This window comes from Streptomyces sp. NPDC001848, assembly GCF_042891915.1.
GTDB lineage: Bacteria > Actinomycetota > Actinomycetes > Streptomycetales > Streptomycetaceae > Streptomyces.
The window spans coordinates 133,113-158,029 of sequence record NZ_JBIATP010000008.1; the positions used below are offsets into that span (position 1 = coordinate 133,113).

At 69.5% G+C, this 24,917-nt stretch carries 17 protein-coding genes and 4 pseudogenes; 8 read left to right on the forward strand and 13 right to left on the reverse strand.

Annotation, left to right across the window (positions count from 1 at the left end):
- The first annotated feature begins 241 nt into the window (after positions 1-241).
- The 3 genes from ACFYZJ_RS18195 (at position 242) to ACFYZJ_RS18205 (ending at position 5,989) form a co-directional block, all read left to right on the forward strand.
- Positions 242-3,271, forward strand: coding sequence for a SpoIIE family protein phosphatase (locus ACFYZJ_RS18195; RefSeq protein WP_388568920.1), 3,030 nt, complete (start codon positions 242-244; stop codon positions 3,269-3,271).
- A 382-nt stretch (positions 3,272-3,653) separates the two neighbouring features.
- Entirely contained in the window at positions 3,654-5,183 is a 1,530-nt protein-coding gene (locus tag ACFYZJ_RS18200; RefSeq protein ID WP_388568922.1) for a hypothetical protein, read from the forward strand.
- 146 nt (positions 5,184-5,329) lie between these two features.
- The gene (locus tag ACFYZJ_RS18205; RefSeq protein ID WP_388568925.1) at positions 5,330-5,989 is read left to right on the forward strand and encodes a zinc ribbon domain-containing protein; all 660 of its coding nucleotides are present in this window, start codon (positions 5,330-5,332) and stop codon (positions 5,987-5,989) included.
- A 218-nt stretch (positions 5,990-6,207) separates the two neighbouring features.
- On the opposite strand, the gene ACFYZJ_RS18210 is transcribed toward ACFYZJ_RS18205, so the two are convergent.
- The 7 genes and pseudogenes from ACFYZJ_RS18210 to ACFYZJ_RS18240 form a co-directional block, all read right to left on the reverse strand.
- Positions 6,208-7,749 (reverse strand): AMP-binding protein, encoded by a 1,542-nt coding sequence (locus ACFYZJ_RS18210; RefSeq protein ID WP_388568927.1) that lies wholly within the window; start codon positions 7,747-7,749, stop codon positions 6,208-6,210.
- A gap of 69 nt (positions 7,750-7,818) precedes the next feature.
- Complete coding sequence (locus ACFYZJ_RS18215; protein ID WP_388568929.1) at positions 7,819-8,778, reverse strand: alpha/beta fold hydrolase; 960 nt, start codon at positions 8,776-8,778, stop codon at positions 7,819-7,821.
- Between the two features lie 702 nt (positions 8,779-9,480).
- Positions 9,481-9,600: an RICIN domain-containing protein gene (locus ACFYZJ_RS18220; protein WP_388568931.1), complete on the reverse strand. Its 120-nt coding sequence runs from the start codon at positions 9,598-9,600 to the stop codon at positions 9,481-9,483.
- Complete coding sequence (locus ACFYZJ_RS18225) at positions 9,597-11,009, reverse strand: alginate lyase family protein (RefSeq protein WP_388568933.1); 1,413 nt, start codon at positions 11,007-11,009, stop codon at positions 9,597-9,599. Before ACFYZJ_RS18225 ends, ACFYZJ_RS18220 begins: the two co-directional genes overlap by 4 nt.
- A gap of 44 nt (positions 11,010-11,053) precedes the next feature.
- Positions 11,054-12,460: a ricin-type beta-trefoil lectin domain protein gene (locus ACFYZJ_RS18230; protein WP_388568936.1), complete on the reverse strand. Its 1,407-nt coding sequence runs from the start codon at positions 12,458-12,460 to the stop codon at positions 11,054-11,056.
- 984 nt (positions 12,461-13,444) lie between these two features.
- A pseudogene (locus tag ACFYZJ_RS18235) lies at positions 13,445-13,837 on the reverse strand (sugar phosphate isomerase/epimerase family protein); the annotation flags it as partial.
- Positions 13,832-14,172 (reverse strand): annotated as a pseudogene (locus ACFYZJ_RS18240) (FAD-dependent oxidoreductase); the annotation flags it as partial. The pseudogenes ACFYZJ_RS18240 and ACFYZJ_RS18235, both read right to left, overlap by 6 nt.
- 53 nt (positions 14,173-14,225) lie before the next feature.
- On the opposite strand from ACFYZJ_RS18240, the gene ACFYZJ_RS18245 reads away from it, so the two are divergent.
- The 3 genes and pseudogenes from ACFYZJ_RS18245 (at position 14,226) to ACFYZJ_RS18255 (ending at position 15,881) form a co-directional block, all read left to right on the forward strand.
- Entirely contained in the window at positions 14,226-14,918 is a 693-nt protein-coding gene (locus ACFYZJ_RS18245; protein WP_388568939.1) for a TetR/AcrR family transcriptional regulator, read from the forward strand.
- A gap of 352 nt (positions 14,919-15,270) precedes the next feature.
- Positions 15,271-15,426 (forward strand): annotated as a pseudogene (locus tag ACFYZJ_RS18250) (VOC family protein); the annotation flags it as partial.
- Between the two features lie 26 nt (positions 15,427-15,452).
- A complete protein-coding gene (locus ACFYZJ_RS18255) occupies positions 15,453-15,881 on the forward strand; it encodes a hypothetical protein (RefSeq protein WP_388569501.1) in 429 nt (142 codons plus the stop codon).
- 473 nt (positions 15,882-16,354) lie between these two features.
- Here the strand turns inward: ACFYZJ_RS18255 and ACFYZJ_RS18260 are convergent, their stop codons facing one another.
- From ACFYZJ_RS18260 to ACFYZJ_RS18270, 3 genes and pseudogenes are all read right to left on the reverse strand, one after another.
- Positions 16,355-17,530 (reverse strand): RNA polymerase sigma factor, encoded by a 1,176-nt coding sequence (locus ACFYZJ_RS18260; protein ID WP_388569454.1) that lies wholly within the window; start codon positions 17,528-17,530, stop codon positions 16,355-16,357.
- Positions 17,531-17,538: 8 nt separating this feature from the next.
- The gene (locus ACFYZJ_RS18265; RefSeq protein WP_388568942.1) at positions 17,539-17,946 is read right to left on the reverse strand and encodes a YciI family protein; all 408 of its coding nucleotides are present in this window, start codon (positions 17,944-17,946) and stop codon (positions 17,539-17,541) included.
- Positions 17,947-18,100: 154 nt separating this feature from the next.
- Positions 18,101-18,300 (reverse strand): annotated as a pseudogene (locus ACFYZJ_RS18270) (IS481 family transposase); the annotation flags it as partial.
- A gap of 1,094 nt (positions 18,301-19,394) precedes the next feature.
- Between ACFYZJ_RS18270 and ACFYZJ_RS18275 the strand changes: the two are divergent.
- Positions 19,395-20,114 carry a polysaccharide deacetylase family protein gene (locus tag ACFYZJ_RS18275; protein WP_388568944.1) on the forward strand — a complete coding sequence of 240 codons (720 nt, stop codon included), beginning with the start codon at positions 19,395-19,397 and terminating at the stop codon, positions 20,112-20,114.
- Positions 20,115-20,648: 534 nt separating this feature from the next.
- On the opposite strand, the gene ACFYZJ_RS18280 is transcribed toward ACFYZJ_RS18275, so the two are convergent.
- From ACFYZJ_RS18280 to ACFYZJ_RS18290, 3 genes are all read right to left on the reverse strand, one after another.
- Positions 20,649-21,500, reverse strand: a complete 852-nt coding sequence (locus tag ACFYZJ_RS18280; protein ID WP_388568947.1) for a putative RNA methyltransferase — start codon at positions 21,498-21,500, stop codon at positions 20,649-20,651.
- 668 nt (positions 21,501-22,168) lie between these two features.
- On the reverse strand, positions 22,169-22,894 hold the full coding sequence (locus tag ACFYZJ_RS18285; protein WP_388568950.1) for a restriction endonuclease: 726 nt from the start codon (positions 22,892-22,894) through the stop codon (positions 22,169-22,171).
- Positions 22,891-23,100, reverse strand: coding sequence for a hypothetical protein (locus ACFYZJ_RS18290; RefSeq protein ID WP_388568952.1), 210 nt, complete (start codon positions 23,098-23,100; stop codon positions 22,891-22,893). The genes ACFYZJ_RS18285 and ACFYZJ_RS18290 overlap by 4 nt, the downstream gene beginning before the upstream one ends.
- An 890-nt stretch (positions 23,101-23,990) precedes the next feature.
- Between ACFYZJ_RS18290 and ACFYZJ_RS18295 the strand changes: the two genes are divergently transcribed.
- On the forward strand, positions 23,991-24,788 hold the full coding sequence (locus ACFYZJ_RS18295) for a hypothetical protein (protein ID WP_388568954.1): 798 nt from the start codon (positions 23,991-23,993) through the stop codon (positions 24,786-24,788).
- Positions 24,789-24,917 lie beyond the last annotated feature (129 nt).

The window sequence follows — 24,917 nt, forward strand, 5'->3', positions numbered from 1 at the left end:
GGACGCCGCGCCGCCTCTGCCACCTCCCCTCCAACGGGCGGACAACCTCGGCGGTAACGGGTGGGTGACGCGACGCCACACAGTGTTGATCGATGCCGGAGGCTTTCCCAGACAGATGAAATTGCCGTGGCTGTTCTGATTAGGATGGGTTCGACGGATGTGGATCGCCTCAGGTTCACATCCGATCACATGCGGCCCAGCCGGTGACCGAAGCGGTGAGCGGAGGTGACAGTCTGCAGTGGTGACCATCAGAGGCGGCGATGCCGACGACATCGGCCCGTCCATGCCCGGCGACCCCCATCCGTTGCACCGGCCTCAGGGCCCGCGGACCAAAGAGACCCTGCAACCCCTGGCTCGACACCGCATGCGGATGGGGTTGCTGGACGGTGTGGCCGAGGACCGGCGCGATGTCGAGGTGCTGCTGACCGCCCTCCAGCAGGCGGTGGCCGAGGTACAGGGCTTGGGCGGCATGGTGCACCTCCCGGGCGGCGGCATGAGCGGCATCCTCTACCTGGTCGCCGACAGTGGCCTGCCGGAGTCGATGACCCGGCCCTGGCTGATCATCCCGGCACGGGGCGTGGCACCGCCCAGCAGGGCCGCCCGCGACGACACCATCGCCTGGCGGCCCGACCTGGCCCCGCCCGACCCGGTACCAGGCCGGGATCCCGCCGCCCTGTGGCCTTCCCGGCTCCCCGCCGGCATCGGTCACCTGGCCGTCCCCATCCCGGGCGGTGGCCGACGACGCGGCGCGCTCTCCGTCCTCTTCGCCCCGGGCACCGAGCCCTGCGCGGCGGAGCATGCGTTTCTGAACGAGGTGGCGGCCTGGATATCCGGAAGGCTCAAGTCCTCCGGGATCCTCAATCCGTCCCCCACCCTGCTGCACGCCCTGCAGAACGGGCCGGGACCGCGGGAGGCCGCCTCCCCGTGGGACGGGGAAGGGGTGCCCTCGCTTACCTTCACCTGGGACCTGCGCACCGGCGAGCTGACCGCCGACCGGCCCGTCGAGGAGGTGCTGGCCGGCATCGATCCGGAGGTGATGGGCGGCGGCATCGAGGCGTGGGCAGCGCTGATCCACCCGGATGACCTGCCAGGGGTGGTGGCCGGCTTCGACACGGGCATCCAGTTGCGCGGCGGCTTCCAGAACGAGTACCGGATCCGACGCCAGGACGGCACATACCTCTGGATCGAGGCCCGTGTCCGGACGATCACGGACGAAGAAGGGACGCCGGTGAAGGTGATCGGCGCCCTCCGGGACAGCAGCGAAACGCACGCCGTCGCCGAGTCGGTGGGACGGGCCCTGCGGCACCTGAGCGACGGTTTCGTCTCCCTGGACACGGACTGGCGCATCGGATTCCTCAACCAGGCCGCCGAACGGCTCCTGGGCGCTGCGGGAGATGTGGCCGGAGCCCTGCTCTGGAACATTCCCGCGATGGGTGCCGTGCCGGGGCTGGAGCAACGCTGCCGGGCCACGGCGGCCGAGGGCCAACCGGCCGGATTCGATGTGCAGGGGCCGGACGGGACGTCCTGGTACCACCTGCGTGTGGTGCCGGTGCCGGAAGGCCTCACGCTCTACATCACCGACATCACCGAGCGGCATCTGCGGGAGGCCGAGCGGGCCGCCGCGGAGCGGGCGGCCGCGGAGCGGGCGGCCCTGGTGCAGCGGATCACGCGGGAGCTGGCCGAGGCCGTCACGGCTGAGGACGTGATGGCGGCGGTGGCCGACGGCGTGATGACACCCCTGGGGGCCACCGGGCTCATCGTGCTCGGCGTGGTCGGCGAACGGCTGACCGTGGTCGGCTCCCGGGGATGTTCGGAGGGGTTCACCCGCCTGCTGGACGGGCTGTGGGCGGTCAAGGACTCCACGAACCCGGTGAGCGACGCCCTGCGTACCCGCGCCTCCCTCTACCTCTCTTCCCCGAAGGAGCTCCTGGAGCGTTACCCGGGGACCGAGATCCTGACCCGCGAGGACGACAGGCAGGCGTGGGCCGTCCTGCCGCTGGCGGTGTCCGGACGCGGGATCGGCGCGGCGGTGATCTGCTTCGGCCGACCGCGGGTGCCGGACGACGACGAGCGAACACTGCTGACCGCGCTCAGCGGCCTGATCGCGCAGGCCCTGGAGCGGGCCGGGCTCTACGACGAGGCGACGACCCGGGCCCGTACCCTGCAGCGCAGCCTGCTGCCGCAGGCGCTGCCCGAGCTGCCCGAGGTGACAGCGGCGGCACGCTACCAGCCGGCCAAGCAGGGAGCCGACGTCGGCGGCGACTGGTACGACGTGATCCCGCTCTCCGCGGCCCGGGTGGCGCTCGTGATCGGCGACGTCATGGGCCATGGCATGGCCGAGGCCGCCACCATGGGCGCGCTCCGCACGGCCGTGCGCACCCTCTCGGAGCTGGAGCTTCCGCCCGACGAAATCCTCGGCCACCTCAACGACATCGTCGGCGAGCTGGGCACCGATGCCTTCGTGACCTGCTTGTACGGCATCTACGACCCGGTGACCCAGCGTCTGTCGTACGCCAGCGCCGGCCAGCCGCCCCCGGCGGTGGCCCACCCCGACGGCACCGTCACCTTCCTGCCCATGACCCCGGACCCGCCGCTCGGGGTGGCCGCTCCCCCCTTCGAGACCCTCGAGACCCTGCTGCCCGCCGACAGCCTGCTCGCCCTGTACAGCGACGGCCTGGTCGAGAGCAAGGACAGGGACGTGACCACCGGCATCAACCGCCTCGCCGAACTCCTCATGCAGTCCGTGAAGGCCATGCCGACGTCACCGGACGCGTCCGACCTGGACGCCCTCTCCGCCTCCCTCACCTCCGCTCTCCTGCCCGCCCACGGCTCGCTGGTCGACGACGCCGCTCTGCTACTGGCCCGCACCCGACCGCTGGGCTCGGAGAACGTCGCCGAGTGGCCGTTGCCGGAGGACCCGGTGGCGGCCGGCCAGGCCCGTGAACTGGTCCGCACCCAGCTCACCGACTGGGGCCTGGCCGATGAGGACCTGATCATGACCACCGAGCTCCTGGTCAGCGAGCTGGTCGGGAACGTCGTCCGGCACGCCTGCGGCCCCATCCGGCTGCGCATGCTTCGCAGCCGCGCCCTGATCTGCGAGGTCTCCGACGCCAGCCTGACCACACCGCACATCCGCCACACCTCCGCCACCGACGAGGACGGCCGCGGCCTGCAGCTCATCTCCGCACTCTGCCAACGGTGGGGCACCCGCCACACCCGCACCGGCAAGTCCATCTGGACCGAACAGTCCCTCCCCACCACCTCGGTCTGACGTCAACCAGGTCACCGGCGGGGACAGTCCGGGGCGCCGGCGAGTTCGCCGAGGAGCCGAGCCGCCCGGAGCCCGGCAACCGGTGCGCCTCCATGACTCCGCTCTTCGACCAAGGTTCGGCAATGGCTGGTGCGGCCGTTGAACATCCCGTGGCCGCGGCACGTACCGCGAGTGGATCCGTCGTACCGGGCGATCGGATGAGTCGTCCCTCCGCCCGCCGAGAAGGGTCCGCACTGTCATGACCGTCGTGCGCCCGCGCGACCGTGGGTCACTCCCCACGGAGCGACGCACAGTGAGGAGCAGCTCAGTGGGCCGCCAGAACTCGACACAGTCGTCTCGTACTTCGCGGCGGGAGCACGCCCGACGCTGGAAGCGGTCGAAGGTGTCGCTCGCGCTGATCGGCGGGCCGGTGATTCTCGCCGTCGTCGCCGGTTCGGTGTTCGCGGCGGAAGGCCGTGATCAGCACCGCCCGCCAAGGAGCCAGGGAGCCGCCGCGCAGCCCGCGGCGGCCGGCAAACCCGATCCGAACTGCACGCTGTTGGTGCCGGACAACCCGCTCACCGCCCGTGGCCTGGCCACACCGTACAGACTGGTCGCGACCGATCCGGCACAGGGACCCTGCCACGAGGCCAATCCCGATCAGTCGGCGTTCGTGGAAGCCGCGATCGTCGCCCCCGACGGAAAGCTCACGGTCTACAACCCGTTGGTGATCGACAAGGGAACGAGACCGGCCGCGCGCACCGCCCGGCCCTCGGTGCCGCGCGGCTCGACCGTGGGCATCTGGTTCGGATTCAACAGCGCCAATCTGACCTTGCGCGCAAGCGGCCGTCCGGACGCTCTTGCCCAGGCCAAGTGCGTCAACGGCCTGCGGGGATCGGTCTTCGGCCAGTTCGCGTACTGCAATGCGCCGGCCTTCTTCCGCACCGCCAACGCCCAGGTCGCCAAGGGCCACCTGAGGATTCCGGCGCTCGGGACCGCCAAGGACGGCTTGCCCTGCCCGACCACGCGGGACTTCTCCGTGGTGGACCAGGACGGAAGCGACAATGTGGTGACCCACTACCTCGCCGACGCGCACGGCCGTATCGCCCAGAACAACGCCGCGAGCAGGGCCGCACTCAAGAAGGCCGCTCGGCTGACCAACCGGGGCGACCGACACCACCGGCACAACGGCAGGGCCAAGTGGGCCACCACCCGCGCCCCCAAGGACCTGGCCAACGGCAGCGACAACCTGTTGCTGACCCAGTTCATGGACCCTGCCCTTGGCTGCAAGCCGTTCACCGCGCCGGACCAGTCCAGCGACGGCCGGGCCACATCGGCCCTCGCGTTGGACGAACTGTCCGCCGCGGCACACCAGAAGGCTCCCATCGCGCTGGTGCCGCAGAACGATCCGATGACGCTCGTCGACGGCCGCAGCAGTGTCGCGAAGACCAACGCGTACCGCGCGGGAGTCGACATGCCCGCGGTCGGTTCCGGCGCCGACGGTGACGGAGCGGCCTTCTGCACCGCCCTCTTCCGCGACCCGGCCGGCATCCAGCGTGTCTTCAAGGACAAGGCGCTCTTCGAGAAGGCACCCTCGCCGGACCCGGCCATGGCGCCGAACCTCTTCGGTTTCCTGGCCGCACGGGCCAGCCAGACGTTCACCAACCTGGGCTGCGATCGGCTTCTCCGCGCCGCCGACCCCGTCACGCTCACCACGAACGCCGACGGCCTGGTCACCGACGCGGTGCTGGCCACGCTCGGCCGGACGCCCCCCTCGACCGCTCCCACGCCCGGCACTTCCCCGTCCGCATCGCCGAGCACCCCCTCGGCCGGCACAAGCGCGAGTCCAAGCGCCGCCACCACCAAGGCCACCTCGCCGACCGGCGCCTCCGTCTCCCCGACCCCGACGGCACAGCAGTCCCATGGAGGCTGACCGCCACGGCCGCGCCCGGCGGCAGCCCCGTGACCGTTGTCTCCAGCCGTTGGCCGGGACGCGTCGTCGATTGGCCAGAACCAGTACCGTTTCCCCGGCGTCGTACGGCAGTGTGTGCCAACGGCCCGACCTGTGGGGGGAACCACGTGAGCAGCGAGATGTACTTCAGCAACAACTACCGCGACCTGTGCGAACGCAATGGCACCGGCGCAGGGTTCCAGTTCGAGTTCTCGTGCTCGCGCTGCTATGACACCTGGCGCTCGCCGTTCGAGCCCTACGCCGGCGAGCGGGCCGCCACCTGGCTGAGGAAGGGTGTCGACATGGCCTGGGGCCTGCTGGGGCGCAGCGGCGGCGGGCTGTCGTCCGCGGCCGACGGGCTGGCGGGCGCCGGCTGGGGACGAGCCCGCGACCACGCCTTCGAGCGGGCCACCAGCAACGCTCGGGGCCACTTCACCCGCTGCGCCCGGTGCACCGACTACGTCTGCGGACGCTGCTGGAACGCAGCGCAGGGGCTGTGCCTGCGCTGCGCCCCCGACACCGCGGCCGAAGCCATGGCCGCACAGCAGCGCGGCCTCAACGACATGGCCGCACAACGGGCGTACGCCGCAGGGCAGCAGGCAGGGCAGAGCTACGACCCCCACACGCCACGACAGTTGGTGTGTCCGCGCTGCCACACCGAGACCCGCGGAGCCGCCTTCTGCTCCGGCTGCGGCTACCAGCTGGCTCAGCGTCACCAGTGCTCGTCCTGTTCCGCCGCCGTGCCGGACGACGCGGCCTTCTGCCCAGGGTGCGGCGCGCGGCGTTAGCACGCACCCGCAATCCACCGAGCCGGTACCGCCGTCCCGGGCGGCGACGGGGTCCGCGCCCCGCCCGGACGGCCACGAGATCACGGAACACGCCACTCGCCACCCGCAGCGACTACTCGAGTCGCACCGCTGCTGAGGTCTTGTCGCGCGCCCCCGTCACTGTATGAGCGGGGACACCACGCCAATGCCGGCCGCGCCGTGCTGCGTCAGGCCGGTGATCAGTTGACTTTCCGGTCCAGGCCGGACCAGTACGGCTGGCGGAGCTTGAACTTCTGGATCTTGCCGGTGGCCGTGCGGGGGATGGCGTCGCGGAACTCCACACTCGTCGGCGCCTTGTAGCCGGCCAAGCGCTGCTTGCAGTGGGCGATGATGTCGGCCTCGGCCGCCGTGGCTCCCTCGGCGAGCACCACGAGGGCCTTGATCGTCTCGCCCCACTTCTCGTCCGGCACCCCGATGACGGCGACCTCGGCGACCGCCGGGTGGCTGAAGATGGCGTCCTCCACCTCGATGGAAGACACATTCTCGCCGCCTGTGATGATCACGTCCTTCTTCCGGTCGGAGATCGTCAGGTGACCGTCGGACTCATCGATCGTGCCACCGTCGCCGGTGTGAAACCACCCGTCCTCCAGGGCCACGGCGGTCTCCTGCGGCTTGTTCCAGTACCCGTCCAGCACGACGTTCGACCGGGCCAGGACCTCGCCGGTCTCGGAGACCTTCAGCCTGACTCCCAGCGCGGGCAGTCCTGCACGGGACAGTTTGCGCGCCCGCTCCCCAGCGGGCAGCGCAGCGTCTGCCGGCCTGGACCGGTTGAACGTGAGCAGCGGGGACGTCTCGGTCAGGCCGTAGATCTGCGTGAACTCCCAGCCCAGTTCCTCCCCCACCCGCTGGATGAGCGTGCTCGGCGGCGGAGCCCCCGCGCACACGATCCGTACCCGATCACGGCCAGGGATCTCTCCCTCCCATGAAGCCGCCGCATCCAGCACGGCCTTCCACACCGCCGGCGCGCCGCACATGAGCGTCACGCCGTGTCGGTCGACCCGACGCAGGATCTCCGCGCCGTCGACCTTGCGCAACACCACCTGCTTCACGCCCAGTCCGGCCGCCACGTAGGGCATGCCCCAGCCGTTGCAGTGGAACATGGGCAGCGTGTGCATGTACACATCGCGCTCCCACACCCTGGTGTGCAGCCCGAAGGTCATCCCATTCACCCAGATGTTGCGGTGGGTCAACTGCACCCCCTTCGGCCGGGCCGTGGTCCCTGACGTGTAGTTGATCGTCGCGGTGGCATCCTCGTCCGGGTCCGACCACGGTCGGGGGGCTACTCCGAACCGCATCAGCTCGGTCTCGGTCTGCTCCCCGAGGACGAACCGGTGGCACGCCTTGACTCCCGACAGTGCCTCGTCCAGCTCAGGGTCGACGAGCAGCACCGACGAGCCGCTCTGCTGCACCACGTACTCGACCTCGTCGGGCTTGAGGCGGAAGTTGACCGGCACGCAGATCCGACCGCTCATCGGCACCGCGAACAACAGCTCCAGCAGCCGGGCGGAGTTGTGGCTGACCACCGCCACCCGCTCACGCTCACCCACACCCAGCGCATCCAGCCCCGCCTGCCAGGCGCGCACCCGCTCACCGAACTGGCCATACGTCGCCTCAGGTACCGGCAGACCTGGCTGATCCGGCTCGTCCACCACACCGGTGTCGGAGGCGAAACCCAACTCGGCCCGCTCAAGGAAATCGGCGACCGTCATCGGAACACGCATAGCTCACTCTCCTGCATCCGGAACAACTCCTTCACGCGGAAGCCCCGTGCTTGCCGACGGTCTACCCGGCTAACCGCTTGTGCCGGCCGTGCCGCCGCTCGCGCCCGCCGCGTCAAGCAGATGGCCGGCCACTGTGCGCGCGCCGTCGTCGCCGACGAGCACGGTGTAATGGTTGACGTCGGCCACCCGGTGCGTCGCCAGCCGGGCGGGGTCGAGGCCGGCGGCGGCCAACCGCTGCTCGTCGTACAGTCCCTGCGGTTCGTCCATCAGGCCCCGGTCGGCCCACAAAAGCCGGGCGGGCAGCTTCAGTTGACCTACCGCAGACAGCACCTCCGGATCGCACAGCACCTGCGTGCCGTCGACGCGCACAGCGTCGCGGACGCAGGACGAGCGCAATCGCGGTTCCGCGCCGACGAGGTCGCGTTGGATGTAGGCGTCCACCCACGGCGACCACGAGCCGGAAAAGGCCGGATGATCCCGCCAGTAGTCACGGTACGCCTGCCGGTCGGGGAAGGTCATGGCCAGCCGACGCATCGCCGGGCCGATGACGGCGTCGAGGAGCGCGTCGGGGTCCAGATGGGTCGGTGCGGGGAAGCCGAGTCCGCCGTCGACGAGGACGAGCGAGGCGAACCTCCCAGGATGGTGCACGCCGGTGAACGCGCTGACGAAGGCGCCCATCGAGTGGCCGGCGAGCACCGCCCCCTGCAGCCCGAACGCCTCGGCGACCGCCGCCACGTCGGCGGCGTGTGCGGCGATCCCATACGGGCCGGGCAGCGACCGGCTGCCGCCCCGGCCACGCAGATCGGGCGCGATCAGAGTGGCCCGGCCCGCGAGGTGGTGGGCGACCCGGGCCCAGGACAGTGCGTTGGCGGTGATGCCGTGCACCGCGAGCACAACGGGGGCACCTGGTTCGGCCGCGGGCCAGCGCAGCAGGGCGAGTTCGCCGCCGCTGATGGGCACGCTCAGTTCTTCGTACGGATCCGTCTCCGGCGTGGCCTTGCGGCGAGGGGCCTCGGCGTGACGCGTCATTTTCGGCGACTCCTCATCTCGTCGCGCACCGAAATCATGATCGTCCGGTCGCGTGTCGCGCACGATAGGGCCCTGCGAGCGGATCCGACACGTGCTCGGCGCATGCAGGCGGCCTCGGATTCGTGTGGTAGGTCCACGTGGTCGAGGTGCAGTGTGCCCCCCATCGTGCACTTCACGGTAGAGGCGGAGCAGGTCCCGGCGGCCGCCATGCCGGGTGGCCGCGGCACCGCAGTTCGCGACCATGGCCGCGCTCTTCGACCGCTACGGCGTCGTGGTGTGGGTGCCGGAGCCGGCGGGGCAGTGGCTCCACGGACCTCGAGGCAGGATGAGCTGATGTTCCTGCTCGGGATCCTGTCCAAGCGGGAGATCGCCCGCGCCCGATTCCGCACGCGCACCGCGATGACGGGGCAAACGCGTGGCCCCGGCCGCCACCTCGGCGGCGGACCGGGGGTTGACGTCGGACCAGAAACGCGGTCAGCCCGCGCCCGCCCCGGTCGGTGACGTTCGTCGACCACGCCGGATCGCGCTCGACCGCGTCGGGCCAACCAGCTGGGGGAAGGCAGGCATCAGGCCTGGCTCCTCCGCCTGGCGAGCTGGGCCAGTTTCGGCTTTCCTCCGGTCACCTCCACCTCCTACTGATTCGATTCGCTGCTCGACCACGGAACCGATGATCCTGCGGTCACTGTCACCGATCGCGCCGTATCACGTCGGCTGGTGCCATCGTTGATCGGTGGTGCCGGCGCAGCTCCAGGTCTGCAGCCGGGTGCCGTTGGCGGAACTCTGCCCGGTGGCGTCCAGGCACTTGCCGGAGGCCGGGTTCACGAGCGTGCCGTTTGCCTGGGCTTCCACTGCTGCGCACCGGTGCCGTTGCAGTCCCGTAGCTGGATGGCGGTGCCATTGGCGTTGTTGGACCCGGCGACGTCGACGCACTTGCCGCCGATACCGGTGATCGGACCGGTCGGGGACGGCGGTGGAGGTGTACCGGACGCCACATAGGGGTTGTCGGCGTTGGTCAGTGTCTCCCATGCCACGAAGAGGTTGTTGGTGCCTTGTGGGCGGTGCGACTCTGTGTACGACTGGGTGTTGGCCATCGCATAGCCGTACCGGTTGTGCATGGCGTTGAAGCCAGGCTCGGTGATCGGGCCCAGGCCGAGGTTGAGCGTGCCGTTGCACAGCCAGGACGGGGCCGCGGCTCCGTTCTCGTAGGTGGTCTGGAAGCCCAGTGCCTGCCGCAGCCGCTCACCGACCTGCGGGTACAGGTCCTGGCCCTGGATCAGCGCGGTCTCCGCGATATGCGAGATCGCAGAGATGCCGTACCCGGTGTGGGTGAAGTCACGGCATGTCTCCTGGGTGAGGCCCGTGACGAAGGTCGACTGCCCCTGCCAGTAGTTGGTGATCTTTTGTGAGGTGTCCAGGCCGCTGCCGGGCACCGTCTTGGGAAGGGGGCCGTCCGAGGACAGGTAGATGTAGGCCGGGACCCGGTTCAGGTAACGCTTGATGGCCGAGTCGTAGCTGACCGGGTCCTCGATGAAGACGGAGATGCCGACGGCGGCCTCCGTCATCGACAGTTCCCAGTTGCCGTTGCTGTTGGATCCGTTGATGACCTCGGGGAGGTAGACGTTCCGCAGCATCGTCGTGAAACGGCCGATGTCCGAGGAGGACCAGCCGGTGTACGTGTAGCGGATGATCTCGGCGGCCCGGGGCCACACCGAACCCGCCCAGCCGGTCTGCAGCGGGGCGTTGCTGTTGGTGTGGTCGGTGATCACGGCAGACCACGCGTTCATCAACTCGATGGACTTGTCGGCGTACCGGCTGTCGCCGCTGATGTACCAGATGAGCGCGTCGGTGTAGGCCGCTATGGCGTCCTGCCGTTCGTCGGTGCAGCCGCGGTTGGGGTTGGAGTAGGGGCCGCACTCGACAACGGACCACGGCTTGGGGACGCGCGAGAGCGAGGCATAGGAGCTGGACGTCATCTGCCGGTAGGCGGACGCCCACGGCTGGGCGCCTGCCTGCACCTTGGTGCGGACGTAGTCCAGCTGGGGTCTGCTGACCATGACGCCCGGGTGGGTGAAGGTGGTGGGCGAGGCGGCGACCGCCACCTGGGGGGCGGCGGTGTCCTGTGCGGCGGCCGGCCCGGCGAGGGTGCCGCAGAGGAGGGCCGACGCGACCGCGAGTGTTCCGGGAAGCACGGTTGCGGCGCGGATCCGCCGCAGAAGTTGACGCAGTTGCATGGCAGGTTTCGCCCTTCAGACCGGTCTTACCGGTGCGGAACGGATCAGGTGGGGAGGTTCCACTTCTGGTTGGCGCTGCCGGTGCAGGACCAGATCTGGGACTGCGTGCCGGGTGTGGTGGACCAGCCGGTGTCGTCGAGACACTTGCCCGACTGCGGGTTGAGCAGCGAGCCGCCGGACTGCGGGACCCATACCTGCGCGCCCGTGCCGTTGCAGTCGTACAGCTGTACCTTGGTGCCGTTGGCGGTGCCGCCGGCCGTGACGTCCAGGCACTTCCCGAGCACCTGGAGGGTGTGGTCGGAGTCGTTGACCGTCCAGGTCTGCGCGTTCGTGCCGTTGCAGGTGTAGACCTGGATCGGGTTGCCGTTGGCCGTCGAAGCGCCCTTGTCGTCGAGGCAGAGGCCCGCGTAGCCGGTGATCGGCCCGGTGTGGGTGGTGCCACCGCCGCCACCGCTGATGCCCCCGAAGATGCCGGCGAACTGGTAGGGACTCTGCGGGGTGCCGCTGCAGGTGTCGGAGAGCGTGCCGTTGGTCGCGCAGGCCTTGTCCCGGCCGAGGGACCAGTAGCCGATCTGCTGGATACCGTTGGACTTGGCGAAGTTGGTGAGCGTGGTGGCGTTGCCGGTGGTGAAGACCTCGTTGAGCGAGTCGTTCACGCCGATCATGGGGGTGTTGCCCTCCATGGCCCACAGCTGGGCGGAGGTCTTCGTGGTCCAGACGTTCCCCAACTGCGTGTGGAGTGCGTTGGCGGCGCTGATGGCGGCCGACCCCATGTCGGAGACGTTCTGGTAGTAGTCCATGGTCATGATGTTGACCAGGTTGACGTTCACATTGCGGGACTTGGCGTTGTTGACCAGGCTCAGCCCGTCCGAGTCGAGACCGTTGGGGTTCGTCGGCAGCGTGTAGTCGATGTCCAGCTTCCGGCCGGCGGTCGCGGCAGCCGCCTGGAGGCCCGCGATGGCCTGGTTGCGGCGGTCGTTGGCGGCGGTGTCCGCCAGCGCCGACCCCTCGATGTCGAAGTCGAGCCGGGTGAGGTTGAGCGTGTCGATGACGCGTTGGTACTGGGTCTGGAGCGCCGACACAGTGCTGCAGGCCTGGGCGAGTTCGGTGCCGGCGGCGCCGCCGAAGGAGGCGATGACGTCGCCGCCGGAGGCCCGCAGGTTGTTGATCGCGCTGGTCCAGCCGGCGTCGCTGATCGACATGTTGCCGTTGAAGGTGGCGTTGCAGGTGCCGTCACTGATGACGAACGCCAGGTGGAAGTGGTTGACGCCGGTCGCGGCCTGGGCGTTCGCCATGGCGGACGGGGAGTTCCAGGTCTCCACCCAGGGCGCGACGTACTGGGCGGGGAAGCCGGGACCGGGGTTGGCTGCTGCCTGGGCGTCAGGGGCGGCACTGAGCAGGGAGACCGCCGCAAGGAAACCGACGAGGGGGGACAGATGTCTGATACGCATGGGCCATCCAACTGAGGCTGGTGAGAGACCGGTTGAGGGGGGAGAGAAGGGCGGCCGAGCAGCGCGCAGTCAACTACTGAAGAGAGCGGCGCGCAAGAGAATCGACAGGAAAGTTTCCTGTCCTCGTTCGACTTCGACCCCTTGGAACGACCGCGTGGTCCCGCCCCGCGGTGTTGCTTCACGAGGTTGCGTCACAAACCCTTTCTTGACGCCCTGACGCCGTACTCTGTACGGGAGTTGAATGCGCGACGGCCGAGCTCCGCAAGGGGAACCAGCGTTTTGCACCATCCGCCGTTGGTTCCCACACCCTTCGCCGTCGGCAGCCGCGGCGGCCCTGGGCAGTTTCGTCCGCAGCTGCAGGGCTTTGTCGCACCCGTCCGGGGTGATCGGTGTGCCATCTGCCGTCCGGCGGGTGCGAATACCTCATCCGCACGGGTCACCGCTTCGAGTCTGCTGGGCCGCGAGCCGACGGCCCGTCGCACGGCCTGACCGTCGCAGGCACGCAGACCCTGCCCACCGGCTGCCGCCGACGAGGATCAACACACTGAGGTGGTTCCCCATGTTGTGGGTCGGCCGGTGTCCGGACCTCCAACCGGCGGGGCCGAGGTACGGCCACCCCGTGATCAGCGCGACGGGCGAAAGCTTCGACAGGGATCCGACAGGGGAGGTGAAGGCATCGATGTCGACGGGGATGGCCGAGGGACCCTGCAGGGCACCAAGAGCTGCGTCAACCGCTGATCCACCGACCGTCGGCGTGCGCGTCGGAACAATCACGACCACGGTCGCCGAGCCCAGGACGACGAGCCCGAGCGCCCCGACCACCCGGCTTCGAACGGCAGATCGAGGAACAGAACGACGAGGACCGCGACCTGAGGGTCGCGGTCCTCGTCGTGTGTTCCTCGGAGGGGATTTCGGGATCCCGACGGCCGAAGGCCCTTGCCGGTCATCGGCCACCGCGAGGTGATGCGTTGGTCTTCGAAGTCGTCAGTGGCCGGAGGAGAAAGCCGAGTCGAAGGACTGGGCCGACGGCTCGATCGCCACGAGCCGGCGGATGAACTGCAGGGCGTCCGGGGCGCCGACCATGCGGTCCATGCCGGCGTCCTCCCACTCCACCGAGATGGGTCCGTCGTACCCGATCGCGTTGAGCATCCGGAAGCACGCTTCCCAGGGGACGTCTCCGTGTCCGGTGGAGACGAAGTCCCAGCCACGGCGCGGGTCCGCCCACGGCAGATGGGAGCCGAGGCGGCCATTGCGCCCGTTGAACCGCTTGACCGACTCCTTGCAGTCCACGTGATAGATGCGGTCCTTGAAGTCCCACAGGAAACCGACCGGGTCCAGGTCCTGCCAGACGAAGTGTGAGGGGTCGAAGTGCGGGCCGAGCAGCAGGGCACGGAGTTGCCCGCGGTCGATCTCGGGGTTGGCCCGGTCATCTGGACGGGGTCGCCAGTCGCGCAGGACGGTCCCGTCCGCGTCCAGGATGCGCATGCCTGCCCCTCGGGACGAGACAGCGCCTGGAACTCCGCCGGCAGCCCCGCCTTGTCCAGCGCGAGCTGACCCAGCCCTTCGTGCAGGTCCAGCGTGCCGCCCAAGGGGCGCGCGTCGGGGGCCGGATCGCGTTCGAGGACGGCGACGGGGTAGTCATGGCGGTGCAGGACACGGGCGAAGGTAAGGCCGCCAGGGCCGCCACCCACTACGGCGATACGCTGTCTCATGCCGATACACTGTATCCTCGCAATACAATGCATCGCGACGGAACGGTGTGACCATGACTGTGTGGGACCGGCCGGAACCGCCGGCTCGCCCCGTGCCGCTCGACCGGGAGCGGATCGTCGCCGCCGCCATCGCGCTGGCCGACGAGGGCGGGCTGGAGGCGGTGTCGTTGCGCAAGGTCGCCGCTCGGCTGAACGCCGGCCCGATGCGGCTGTACGGCTACATCTCCACCAAGGAGGAGCTGTTCGACCTCATGGTGGACGAGGTCCAGGCCGAGATTCTCCCCGAGGAGCAGCCCGGTGACTGGCGGGAGGCGCTGCGCATCCTCGCCCACCGCACCAGGCAGGCCGCTCTCCGCCACGAATGGCTCGCCGACCTGCTCGGCGGCCGCCCAACCCTTGGCCCGAACGGCCTCGCCGTGACCGAGGCCAAGCTGGCCGCCCTCGACGGCCTCGCCGACATCGACACCGTCATGCGCGCCGTGGAGACTGTCAGCGCCTACGTCACCGGCGCGATCAGGCGCGAGGTCGCGAACCTGCGGGCCGAGCGCGCCACGGGCCTGTCCAAGCGCGACTGGCAGCGCGCCTCCGGCCCGCATGTGACGAGAATGTTGGCCACGGGCCGCTTTCCCGCGCTGGCCAAGGCGGTGTACGACGGCACGGACGTGGACGCGGAGACATCCTTCGCGACCGGCCTGGACTGGGTCCTCGACGCCGTGGCCGCCAAACTCACCCGGCCGCCGGCGTGACGCTTCACAGTTGCCGAATGTGAGCGAGGTCGGGGTCGGTGTCCACGGGCCGTGCGGGCTTCCGCCGCCACCACTTCGCCGAGACCCGCACCTTCAGCTCGAGAGTCGTCCACCTCCGCTACCGCGTGGCGCGCTAAGGGTTTGTCCCGTAGATGATCTTTGGTATGCGGTAGTTGGTCAGGCCTGAATCCTGGGGACCACCGGTGGGCTCCGCCACCAAGGGCGCGTCGTTCTCGTGGATCGTCCGGTTCGACCACCTGGGGTCCAAAGTGGCCAGGGCCCGACGGAGTGCGGGCGGATCCCCTGGGGAAATGAGCAGCAGCGTCCCAAGTCCCCTTGGCACGGTGCGCCGGTGTCAGCGATCAAGAGGTTCCAAGTCACCTTTGACTGCGCAGAACCCGAGCGTCTCGCTCGTTTCTGGTGCGAGGTGTTGGGGTACGTCGTACCGCCTCCACCGGAGGGGTTTGCCACTTGGGATGATTTCAAGCGTTCGCAGCCACCTGAGCAGTTCGGTGGGCTGTCCTGTCCGTGGTGATGCGGCAGCAGGACATCGACTCGCTGCCCGACCAGACGCCCGGAGTGACCCCCGGCGGGCTCCCCACTCTGAAGGCCCTGAGCAAGCGGGATCGCACCCTGTGGTGGCTCACTTCCATGGGGTCGAACGTCGTTGCCACGCTCAAGGAGGCATTCGCCGTCGCGCCCGGGATCACTGCCGTTGACCTTGCCGTGCTCACGCGGCTGCCGGATACCCAGCGTCTGGGGTTCGTGGCCTACGGCCGCTGGACGCGCCAGGCCGTCGAAGTGGGCCCGTGGCGGGAGCCGGCCGACACGCTGCGGTTCCTCGACATCGGCCCGGACGTCGCCTGCTCGGTCACCACCACCGCTTCCGGGGTCGCCGCCGCGCCGAAGGCCAGGTTGACGTCGCTGCCACCACGAAGCGCTTCAGGCACTCGTCGTCCGTGAGCGGCCGGGCCCAGTCGTACGCCTCCTCCAGCAGCATCTCGGCCAGGTCCCGCTCACCGCTTGCCGCGCGCACGCAAGTTGGCCTGTCGCAGCGAAGAGTGAGCGGCGGTTCTCATCGAAGGCCGGGCGCCGAACCGCGCAAGTGCGACAGGGGCAAACCCCGGTGACGTCCCACGACATCGCACCGATGCGAACCGCTCGGCGTGGCGACGGCCGGACGAACTTGCGGTTCGGCGACATCCTCGCTGCGGCGTCCACCCCGTTCGGTGGGTGGGCAGGAGGGGCGGCCGGGCCTCGGTGGGCCCGGCCGGCGGGGGTCGGATCAGCTCTGGGTCCGCCTGTCGGCGCTGGGCTTCCTCGTCGGCAACGCGTCGGGCAACTGGTCCAGAACTGCCTACTCACTGTGAAAGGACCGGTCTCGCGACGGGTCCGCGGGGCCGCGCAAGGCTGCAGGAAAATCCGAGTGCGATCCGTCAGCGGCGCAGGCGGGCGTTGAGCCGGGCGGCCTGGCGCGTGAGGTGGTCGCGCTCGGCGAGGTTGGGTGCCTTCTGGGCCGCCTCGGCGTAAAGCCGTGCCGCCGTCGCCAGGTCGCCGTCGCGCTCGTGGAAGTACGCCGCCGCGGCGGCGTGGCGGGGCAGTGAGGCGTCCAGCGCCGCGAGTGCCGCCAGGCCGGCGCGCGGTCCGTCGGCCTCCCCGACGGCGACCGCGCGGTTGAGCCGGACGACCGGGCTGTCGGTCAGGCGCGTGAGCTCGTCGTACCACTCGACGATCTGCACCCAGTCAGTCTCCTCGGCGGTGGGCGCGTCAGCGTGGAGTGCCGCGATGGCGGCCTGGACCTGGAACTCGCCCAGCCGGTCACGGGCCAGGGCCGCCTGGAGGACGGCGACGCCCTCGGCGATCAACGCGGTGTCCCACCGGCCGCGGTCCTGCTCGGCGAGCGGCACCAGGCTGCCGTCGGACGCGGTCCGGGCCGCGCGCCGGGCGTGGTGGAGCAGCATGAGGGCGAGCAGCCCCGCCGCCTCGGGGTGGTCGACCTGGGCCGCGAGCTGCCGGGTGAGCCGGATGGCCTCGGCGGCGAGGTCGACGTCGCCGGAGTAGCCCTCGTTGAAGACCAGGTAGAGGACGCGCAGCACGGTGGCGACGTCGCCGGGCTGGTCGAACCGTACGCCGGAGACGGTGCGCTTGGCCCGGCTGATGCGCTGCGCCATCGTCGCCTCGGGGACCAGGTAGGCCTGGGCGATCTGGCGGGTGGTGAGCCCACCGACGGCGCGCAGCGTGAGCGCGACTGCGGACGACGGCGTCAGCGACGGGTGGGCGCACAGGAAGTAGAGCCGGAGCGTGTCGTCCACCGCGGGCGCCGTCCCGGGCCCCGGCTCCTCCTCGACACGCTCCTCACGCCGGCGGCGGGCGGCGTCCGCCCGGGCCTGGTCGAGGAACTTGCGCCAGGCTACGGTGACCAGCCAGCCCTTCACATCCCGGATGGGGCGTCCCCTGCTCGAAGAGCTTGGGGAGGGGTCCGCGGGCCAGAAGCGGAGCGCCTCGACCAGCGCGTCCTGCACGGCGTCCTCGGCCGCCGCGAAGTCGGCCCCGCGGCGGACGAGGATGGCGAGCACGCTCGGCGTGAGGCTCCTCAGCAGCGCCTCGTCCATCGGTGACGTCACTCCGTGATGGTGGGCGGCGCGGCCAGGAACGGGCGCACCTCGAGCCACTCGTGGATCGGCTTGCCGCCCGCCCCAGGGGCGGCCGACAGTTCCCCGGCCAGCTCGACGGCACGCTCGTAGCTGTCGACGTCGATCACCATCCAGCCGGCGATGAGGTCCTTGGTCTCGGCGAACGGGCCGTCGGTGACCGGCGGGCGCCCCTCGCCGTCGTACCGAACCCACGCCCCCTCGGGGGCGAGCGCCTGGCCGTCGACGAACTCTCCGGTCTTCTCGAGCCGGGCCGCGAAGTCGTGCATGTACTGCATGTGCGCCGAGATCTCCTCCGGCGTCCACTGGTCCATGGGCACGTCGTTGACCGGGGCCGGAGCGCCGCGGTAGTGCTTCAACAGCAGGTACTTGGCCATCGTGGTTCTCCTCGGTGCTGTGCGACCCATTGTGGTCGCGTTCACCTCGGGGACGGAGCCAGTCACCGGTTCTCGACATCGCCGTCCGAGATTTTTTTGGCTTCAGGGTGTAGTGAGCGCAGTGTTGTTCACGCGGCTGATGGGTGGCCGGCCTGCGAGTGATGCCGTTGGCGGTGCGGAAGGCAGCGGCCCGGCGCAGGAGGGCGGCGCAGGTGGCAGCCTGCTCAGCACTGTGGATCTCGCGGTAGCAAGGCGGGTGTGGTCGTCGACGGCGGAGTGGACGTGATCGAAGACCAGGGCATTGCGGGTGGCGCGGCACGGCCGGCCGGCCTGGCGCTCCTGAACCTTGTGGCCGCGTGAACGATCGGCCGGGCATTGCGGGGGGACACGAAGACCTCCGTGCGTAAAGATTCGACACCTCCACCACACCGGAGGTCTTCGCCATGATCAAGCCGGCCGGCGTTGACAACGCTCGTGATCGATGCACATAGGGGCCTTTGCACGGCGGGCACATCGACTGTCACGCGGTGCGGTCGGCGGGGCACCTGGTGCGATGCGGGCCGCCTCCGCCGCCCGAGCGTGGTGCCCGAGCGCGACCTCCCGCCCAGGCCGGCTCCCTTCTCCGCTCGATCTCAGGGCGGGGAGATCAACTGAGGGGGTCCGCCCCCCGAAGAGTTGCCGATCAGGTCGCCTGCGACGACGAGATCTTTCGATCTCGTCCTCGACCATGTCGACGACGCGGACCGGGATGGCCAATAAGCGGGCATCCGCCAAGACTCATTCCGGAGTGGTGATCCACCCCCGATTTCAAGGCGATGGCTTCAAGGCGGCGGTTTTGTTTTTCGACTCGCACCCTTTCACCCCAGGAGGCAATGCGACATTCATCACATATTGGAATTGTTAAGCAAGGTGACACGCGTCCTTTATTGTGGTCGGACATCAGGCGCAAACCGGATGTACTGGCCATCTCCAATGAGAGCGGGGGATCTGCGGCCGGGCGATGGAGCCCGTCGCCCGACCGACCCTCGGAGCGCTCGGAGCGACCAGTAACCCCTGGGCGCTGACACGCAGGGACGCAGATCTCCAGCGGACCTGACTACGGACGCCGCCGCGCCATCGACCGGCAGCGCGCCTGCGCTCAGTCCTACCTGGGCATCGACGCGACCAGTACGAGACCGATTCGGGCACCGAGTGGTGCCGACGGAGGTAAATCTGTGGCATCGGCCAGAATCAAAGCGGTGACGGCAGGCACCATCACGGCAGTGATCGCGGGAGCCGTGCTCACGGCGTGCGGGCCGCACGCAAGCGGGCACATACCCGACAGCTCAGGCAGCAGCATCACTCCCTCGGCGAAGCTCTCCTCACCCGGGCCGCACCCGTCCTCCCAGGCGCCGTCGTCCTCGTCTGCTCCTCCGTCCGCTTCTCCGTCCGCGTCGGCATCCGGACGCGTGGCAGGAGGGACGCAGTCCGGCCGCAACGGAGGCCCCACCGCGGTGCCGTCCGGGCCTGCTTCGCAGTCCGGCTCGGCGAATGCCTTCGGGCAGGTGCCGAGCGCCCCGACGGGCTCCGACGTGGTGCTGGGCCACGGAGTGGAGGGCGGCGGCAGGTCCGTGGCGCTCACCTTCGACGACGGCCCGGACCCGCGGTGGACCCCGCAGGTGCTGGCGCTCCTCGCCCAGCACCACGCGAAGGCCACCTTCTGCGAGATCGGGCCGCTCGCCCAGAGGTACCCGTACCTGACCAAGGCGGTCGTCGCGAGCGGGGACCGACTGTGCGACCATTCGGTCCATCACGACGAGCAGCAGAGCCGCAAGCCGGTCGAGTACAACATCCGCGAGATCGTCGACGCCAAGAGTGAGATAACCAACGCCGCGGGGAACGGCGCGAAGCTGATGTACTACCGGGCACCCGGCGGTGACTGGAGCCCGACGATCCGGGAGATAGCCGGCGCCAACCACCTGCAGCCGCTTGGCTGGAGCGACGACGCCAACGACTGGCGGCGCCCCGGCGTGGCCGGCATCCTGCGCAACATCGACCAGGACTTGCGACCCGGCGCGATCATCCTGATGCACGACGGCGGCGGTGACCGTTCGGAGACGGTGCAAGCTCTCGCCCGCCTCCTCAGCCAGCTGGACGCTCAGGGCTACAACTACGGATTCCCCGCCTGAGACGCCCGCCTGGAAAGGGCTGTCCCGTGAGGGGCCCTGCTTCCGCATTCGACCGCGCTCACGGACCGATCAGCCCCACTGTGCGCGCTCTGACGGACGCAGTGCCCCTCTTCTTCAGGTGGTGCGCGGCGCAGTGCACCGCCGTTCCGCGAGGACGGCGACTCCGCCGAGTGGTTCCTCCAGAAGGTCTTCCGTTTGACCGCACCGGCATCTGCTCGGCCCGGTGAAGCCGAGGGTCGCTGCTGGTCACCGGCCCGCCACGTCATGCGGACTTGATCCCGCCTCTCTGCTGGAGCGTCAGAAGTGCCGGCGGCCCCCAGGGCGGCTAAAGGTCCCATCGTCGACCAGCCCCGAAGTACCCGGTGGGTCATCGTGGTACGGCCTATTGACCTGAGGGTTGGGGCGCGCTCTTCCCGTCGATGATGCGACGGTGGTCGGCGAACGGGCACCCTGCCGTCCCGGCATTGCGGGGAAGACAGGGCGACAGGCGTGCCCATTGCTTGTCAGTTCGCAGGCGCATGCGCCCGCCCGTGGTCACCGAGGCTGGTAGGCGGTGGCCAGCACGGAGACGGTGACCCTGTCGGGGAGGAGGCCGTCATCGCTCAGGTCTACACGGCTCAAGTGGCGTGCGCTCGGCGTCATCTCCACCAAGTCCATGACCTCCAACCCGGCCAGGGCCATGGGGTATTCCACCCGTTCGGTAACGACGGCCTCGAAATAGGGATCCATCGCCCGGTGCAGGCGCTGTTCCTTGGTCGGATCGATGCTGACCATCGCAGGCACCCGGCTGCGTAGCTCGGCCAGGTGCAGCCCGGTGGGACGGACCACAATCAGCCGGCCGGCCGGGCGCAGTACTCGATGAAACTCGGCTGGATTGCGCGGGGCGAACACGTCCAACACCACGTCGGCCACCTCGTCAGCCAGCGGGAAGGAACGGAAGACGTCCCAGGTCGCTGCGGCGGCTCGGTCGTGGACTCGCGCTGCCGAGCGCAGCGCGCGCACCGACGTGTCCAGGCCCAGACCTCGGGCGCCGGGCAGTTGGTCGAGAACGCCGGCCAGGTAGTAGCCCGTACCGCACCCGACGTCGACAACCGTGCCCCGCTCCGGTGCGGAGTCGGCCGCCAGGCGGGCCACGGCCTGGCGGATGGGCGCAAATTTTCCGGTGGTCAGGAAGCGATCCCGGGCCTGGACCATGGCCGCGTCGTCGCCGCTGGTGGCGCGGGTTCCGGTCAGGAGGCCGGCGTAACCGTGGCGCGCGATATCGAAGGCGTGGCCCGTCGCGCAACGCAGTGATCCGCGGTCGGGGTGCAGACGGGGCGTGCGGCATGTGGGGCAGCGCAGCAGGTTGAGGAACAGTTCGAGGGCAGGGGGAAGCAACACGGGCACGAGGCACTCCTGGCAAGGCTGAAGGGAAGACACCGTGCCTGCACGCACACACAGAAGGTCACTGCCTCAGGAGGGAACGGGCAGTGCCAAGAAGGTGGTTCGCGTAGCAGACACACCAAGGAGGGCGACACGGTCCGACATCGCCCTCAACGCCTTCCGATCACAGGAAGCAGCAGTGGGGGGTGCTCATGAATGCCACGCCATGAGTTTACGAGCCCCGAGGAAGCCCTTCCACCCCACCGGGGTCGGGAGACGCGGCCTGGTCGTCCGGCCCGTCCAACGACGCGGATCACCGGCTCAACTGGTCGGACTGGCGGCGGCGTTCCAGTCCGATCCGGTCCAGCCACCACGGGCAGCAAGCAGCCCAGACCTGGACGAGCGGTACGGTTGGTGTTTCGCCCGGTACGACACCCGGTATTCGGTCCCGATCACCGGTCACCGCCCTGATCACCACCGAGGCAGGAACCATGCACCCGATCTACGGGCAGCCGGCGGCCCACTCCGGCCGGCACCTGCCCCAGCAGGCCGGCGCCCTGTGGACGACACCGTCGAGATCCTTCACGACGGCTGGCGCGACCACCCGTAGCGATACAACACCACGTCGGCCCGGCAGTGAAAGGGACAGCACACGACGGCGCCGGTGAGGCCGACCGCGACCGCCGGCGGACTCAGGAGAAAGCAGTCGGCTCGCGGGGCGGCGGGACGGCTCGAAGCAGCTCCCACAAGGGGCGCGAGCCGGACGCCCACACACCGAGGGTGCGGCGGTCGACCACATGGAGGCGCTGCTGCTTGGCGAAGGCGACAGCCGGCGCTGTCACCCGGCCGTTCGTCACGATCACCGCGACGTCTGCGCCGTGAACCTGGCGGGCGGTGCCGTTGAGAACCTGCAGGTCAGGCGTGCCCACCGCAGATCCGGCCAGGCCGTTGCGCCGGTGCTTGCACTGGATCACCCAGCGTCGCCCGTAGGGGTCGGTGGCCTTCACGTCGGCGCCCAGGTCACCGCCGCCCCCGACGCGGACCGCGTCCTGACAGCCGTCGCGGCGCATCAAGTCCCGCACTGCGTCCTCGAACCGGGAGTGATGCAGGGCGTCCAGTTGGGCCAGCCCGTACCGCAGGCCCTGTGCGCGGACCGCTTCCCACTGCGCCCTCCGCTGCCTCAGGTGGAGCCAGCCGCCGCCGGCCGGCACCGCGAGCGCACCGATCACAACCAGGACCCACCAGTGAGCCAGCAGCCAGTTCACGACGGCCACCACCAAGGCGAGGACCAGGACCACGGCCACCAGAAGACCGATCAGCCGGTCATCCGTGCGCCGCCGCCTGACGGGCCTGCGGGTGCGCCGCCGCACGGGCGAGCGCCTGGTCGCCGTCCGGCCCTTGCGCGCGCGGGAACTCATCGGCTGGCCTGCGTCACGCCGCTCGTAAGCTGTCCCAGGATGTTCAGGATTCCCTGGCCTGCCGGAGTGGGGGCGATCAACACCCCCAGCGCCAGAACGATGACGACGGTCAGCTTCTCGTCGAAGCGACTGCGGGCCTCCGTACGCCGCCGCAGCCGAAAGAAGACGATGACTGCGAGCAGAACCGCAACGTCGATGGTCAGCAACTGTCCCAACCTCCCCCAACGACCGGCCATCACCAACCCGGGGAGGCAACGCGCCACCCCAGCCTTCTTGTGTAGCCGCGCCTCAGTGAGGTTGGAGGCGGGTTACCGACGAATGGCACAAAGCAATCGGACCTGGCCGAATATCCGCGCACCGCTCAATTGAGGCCACGGGCTCACTCCGGTCACAGTGAGAGAACGACGGCCCGGGCCCCAGTCGGCATCGATGGCGGGAGATTGGCTCGACCTGCCCTGTCTCGCTGCTACCGGTCTCATCCCGGACAGCTGACCGACATCACGCTTTCGAGGTTCAGCAGGTGCTGTACCGCATGGGTTCGCCGGATTCGTTCGCGTACTTGGACGGCCGTGGCGCCTGAGGCCGGTGGTCCGAACACATTTCGGACCTTCGTCCCAGAGCTGGGCGGTGTAGCTGAGCCAGCTACCAAAGAGCCGGCGCTCGATCTGGTCAGGACACGCTTGGCGGCCGCTCCTATCGCTCTCTTCACGCGCCCAGGGCAAGGAGGGCGCAGTAGCGCTGCCACGTGTTCGGCGGCCAGTTCCCCTTGCATGGAAAACAGGTCTCCGCGTGTGATGTTTGCCCGGCCGGCCGTGTCTGTACGTGCGCTGAGCCCGCCGGGCAGTGCCCGCTCGGCAGGTTCCGCGTTCCGCCAGGCTGCCCGGACGGCGAAGGAGTGGCCGTGGATCCACTCCGGACTGCACGCCTCCCACGCCGCCGTGCGATGCACCTTCGGCCCCAGCAGGAAGAGGCACGAGTCGGCAGCACAGCAGGCGCTGGGGACGAGCCCAGTGCTGCGGGACAACTCTCATCCGAAAGTGACCCCGGATACGTCCGGGCACATCCGTTGTCAGTGCGGTGCGCTTCACTGTCCGCCATGGAACTCACGCAAGCGACCGTCAACGACCTGCTGGACCAACTCCGCCCGGGGGACGGCTACATGTACCTGCCCCTCGGCCTGGACCCGCAGGCTCTGACCGACCTGCTCGCCAGCAAATACGGCGCCCCGCGCACCCTCGTCCTCGACGGTTTCACCGATCCGACGGTCGACGATTCCAGGGGCGCGGCTCTCCTCGTTCCCTTCGAGGCCCGGGCCGTGAAGATACGGGCCTGGGCGTACGGGGATCAGTGGGTCGGCACGGGTACGGCGCGCGACGCCGAAGGGGTCGAGCGGCCGGTCCTGGCAGTCGCTCACAGGGAGGTGCCAGAAGCTTTGGTGGTCGCTCCGGACGAGGACGTCGACTGGATGGAGCGGCTCATACGGATCACCGGCTGGACGCAGCCCGCCCAGCAGCCGGACGTGGGCTGGGCGGAGATGGAGTCGCGGCTGGGCACCGCGCTGCCGCGCGACTACAAGCGCATGGTCGAGACGTTCGGCGTGGGCGCCTTCGATGGATACCTGGACCTGAACCAGGAGCCGTGGACGGACCTCAGGGAGGACGGGCTGCTCATCTGGGCGGGCACGGAGCACGAGGACCTGTACTGCTGGAGGGCCGACGGCGAGGACCCCGACCGTTGGCCCGTCGTGGTCCGGTCCTTCGACAACAAGGACGTCCCCTTCGACTGCCAGGCCGCGGAGTTCGTCTGCCGCATCCTCATCGACCCACACCACCCGTTCACGATGGCCCGCTATTTCGACACCCACTGGTTCATGAACTACCGGACGAGCGACTGACCAGGCCCGCGCCGCCAACGGAGTCTGGAAGTTATCAAGTCGGTGGACCGGTTGAGGCCGAACTCCGCACCGTCCGCGTCGCGGCGCCCACCACGCCGTCGGTGTGGAGCAGGATGCAGTCGCCCGGTT

What these genes read in the sequence shown, in the direction of transcription:
- ACFYZJ_RS18210 (WP_388568927.1), bottom strand. Translation starts at nt 7,749, where the DNA reads ATGCGTGTTCCGATGACGGTCGCCGATTTCCTTGAGCGGGCCGAGTTG.
- ACFYZJ_RS18215 (WP_388568929.1), bottom strand. Translation starts at nt 8,778, where the DNA reads ATGACGCGTCACGCCGAGGCCCCTCGCCGCAAGGCCACGCCGGAGACG.
- ACFYZJ_RS18225 (WP_388568933.1), bottom strand. Translation starts at nt 11,009, where the DNA reads ATGCAACTGCGTCAACTTCTGCGGCGGATCCGCGCCGCAACCGTGCTT.
- ACFYZJ_RS18230 (WP_388568936.1), bottom strand. Translation starts at nt 12,460, where the DNA reads ATGCGTATCAGACATCTGTCCCCCCTCGTCGGTTTCCTTGCGGCGGTC.
- ACFYZJ_RS18245 (WP_388568939.1), top strand. Translation starts at nt 14,226, where the DNA reads ATGACTGTGTGGGACCGGCCGGAACCGCCGGCTCGCCCCGTGCCGCTC.
- ACFYZJ_RS18255 (WP_388569501.1), top strand. Translation starts at nt 15,453, where the DNA reads ATGCGGCAGCAGGACATCGACTCGCTGCCCGACCAGACGCCCGGAGTG.
- ACFYZJ_RS18260 (WP_388569454.1), bottom strand. Translation starts at nt 17,530, where the DNA reads ATGGACGAGGCGCTGCTGAGGAGCCTCACGCCGAGCGTGCTCGCCATC.
- ACFYZJ_RS18265 (WP_388568942.1), bottom strand. Translation starts at nt 17,946, where the DNA reads ATGGCCAAGTACCTGCTGTTGAAGCACTACCGCGGCGCTCCGGCCCCG.
- ACFYZJ_RS18285 (WP_388568950.1), bottom strand. Translation starts at nt 22,894, where the DNA reads ATGAGTTCCCGCGCGCGCAAGGGCCGGACGGCGACCAGGCGCTCGCCC.
- ACFYZJ_RS18295 (WP_388568954.1), top strand. Translation starts at nt 23,991, where the DNA reads ATGGAACTCACGCAAGCGACCGTCAACGACCTGCTGGACCAACTCCGC.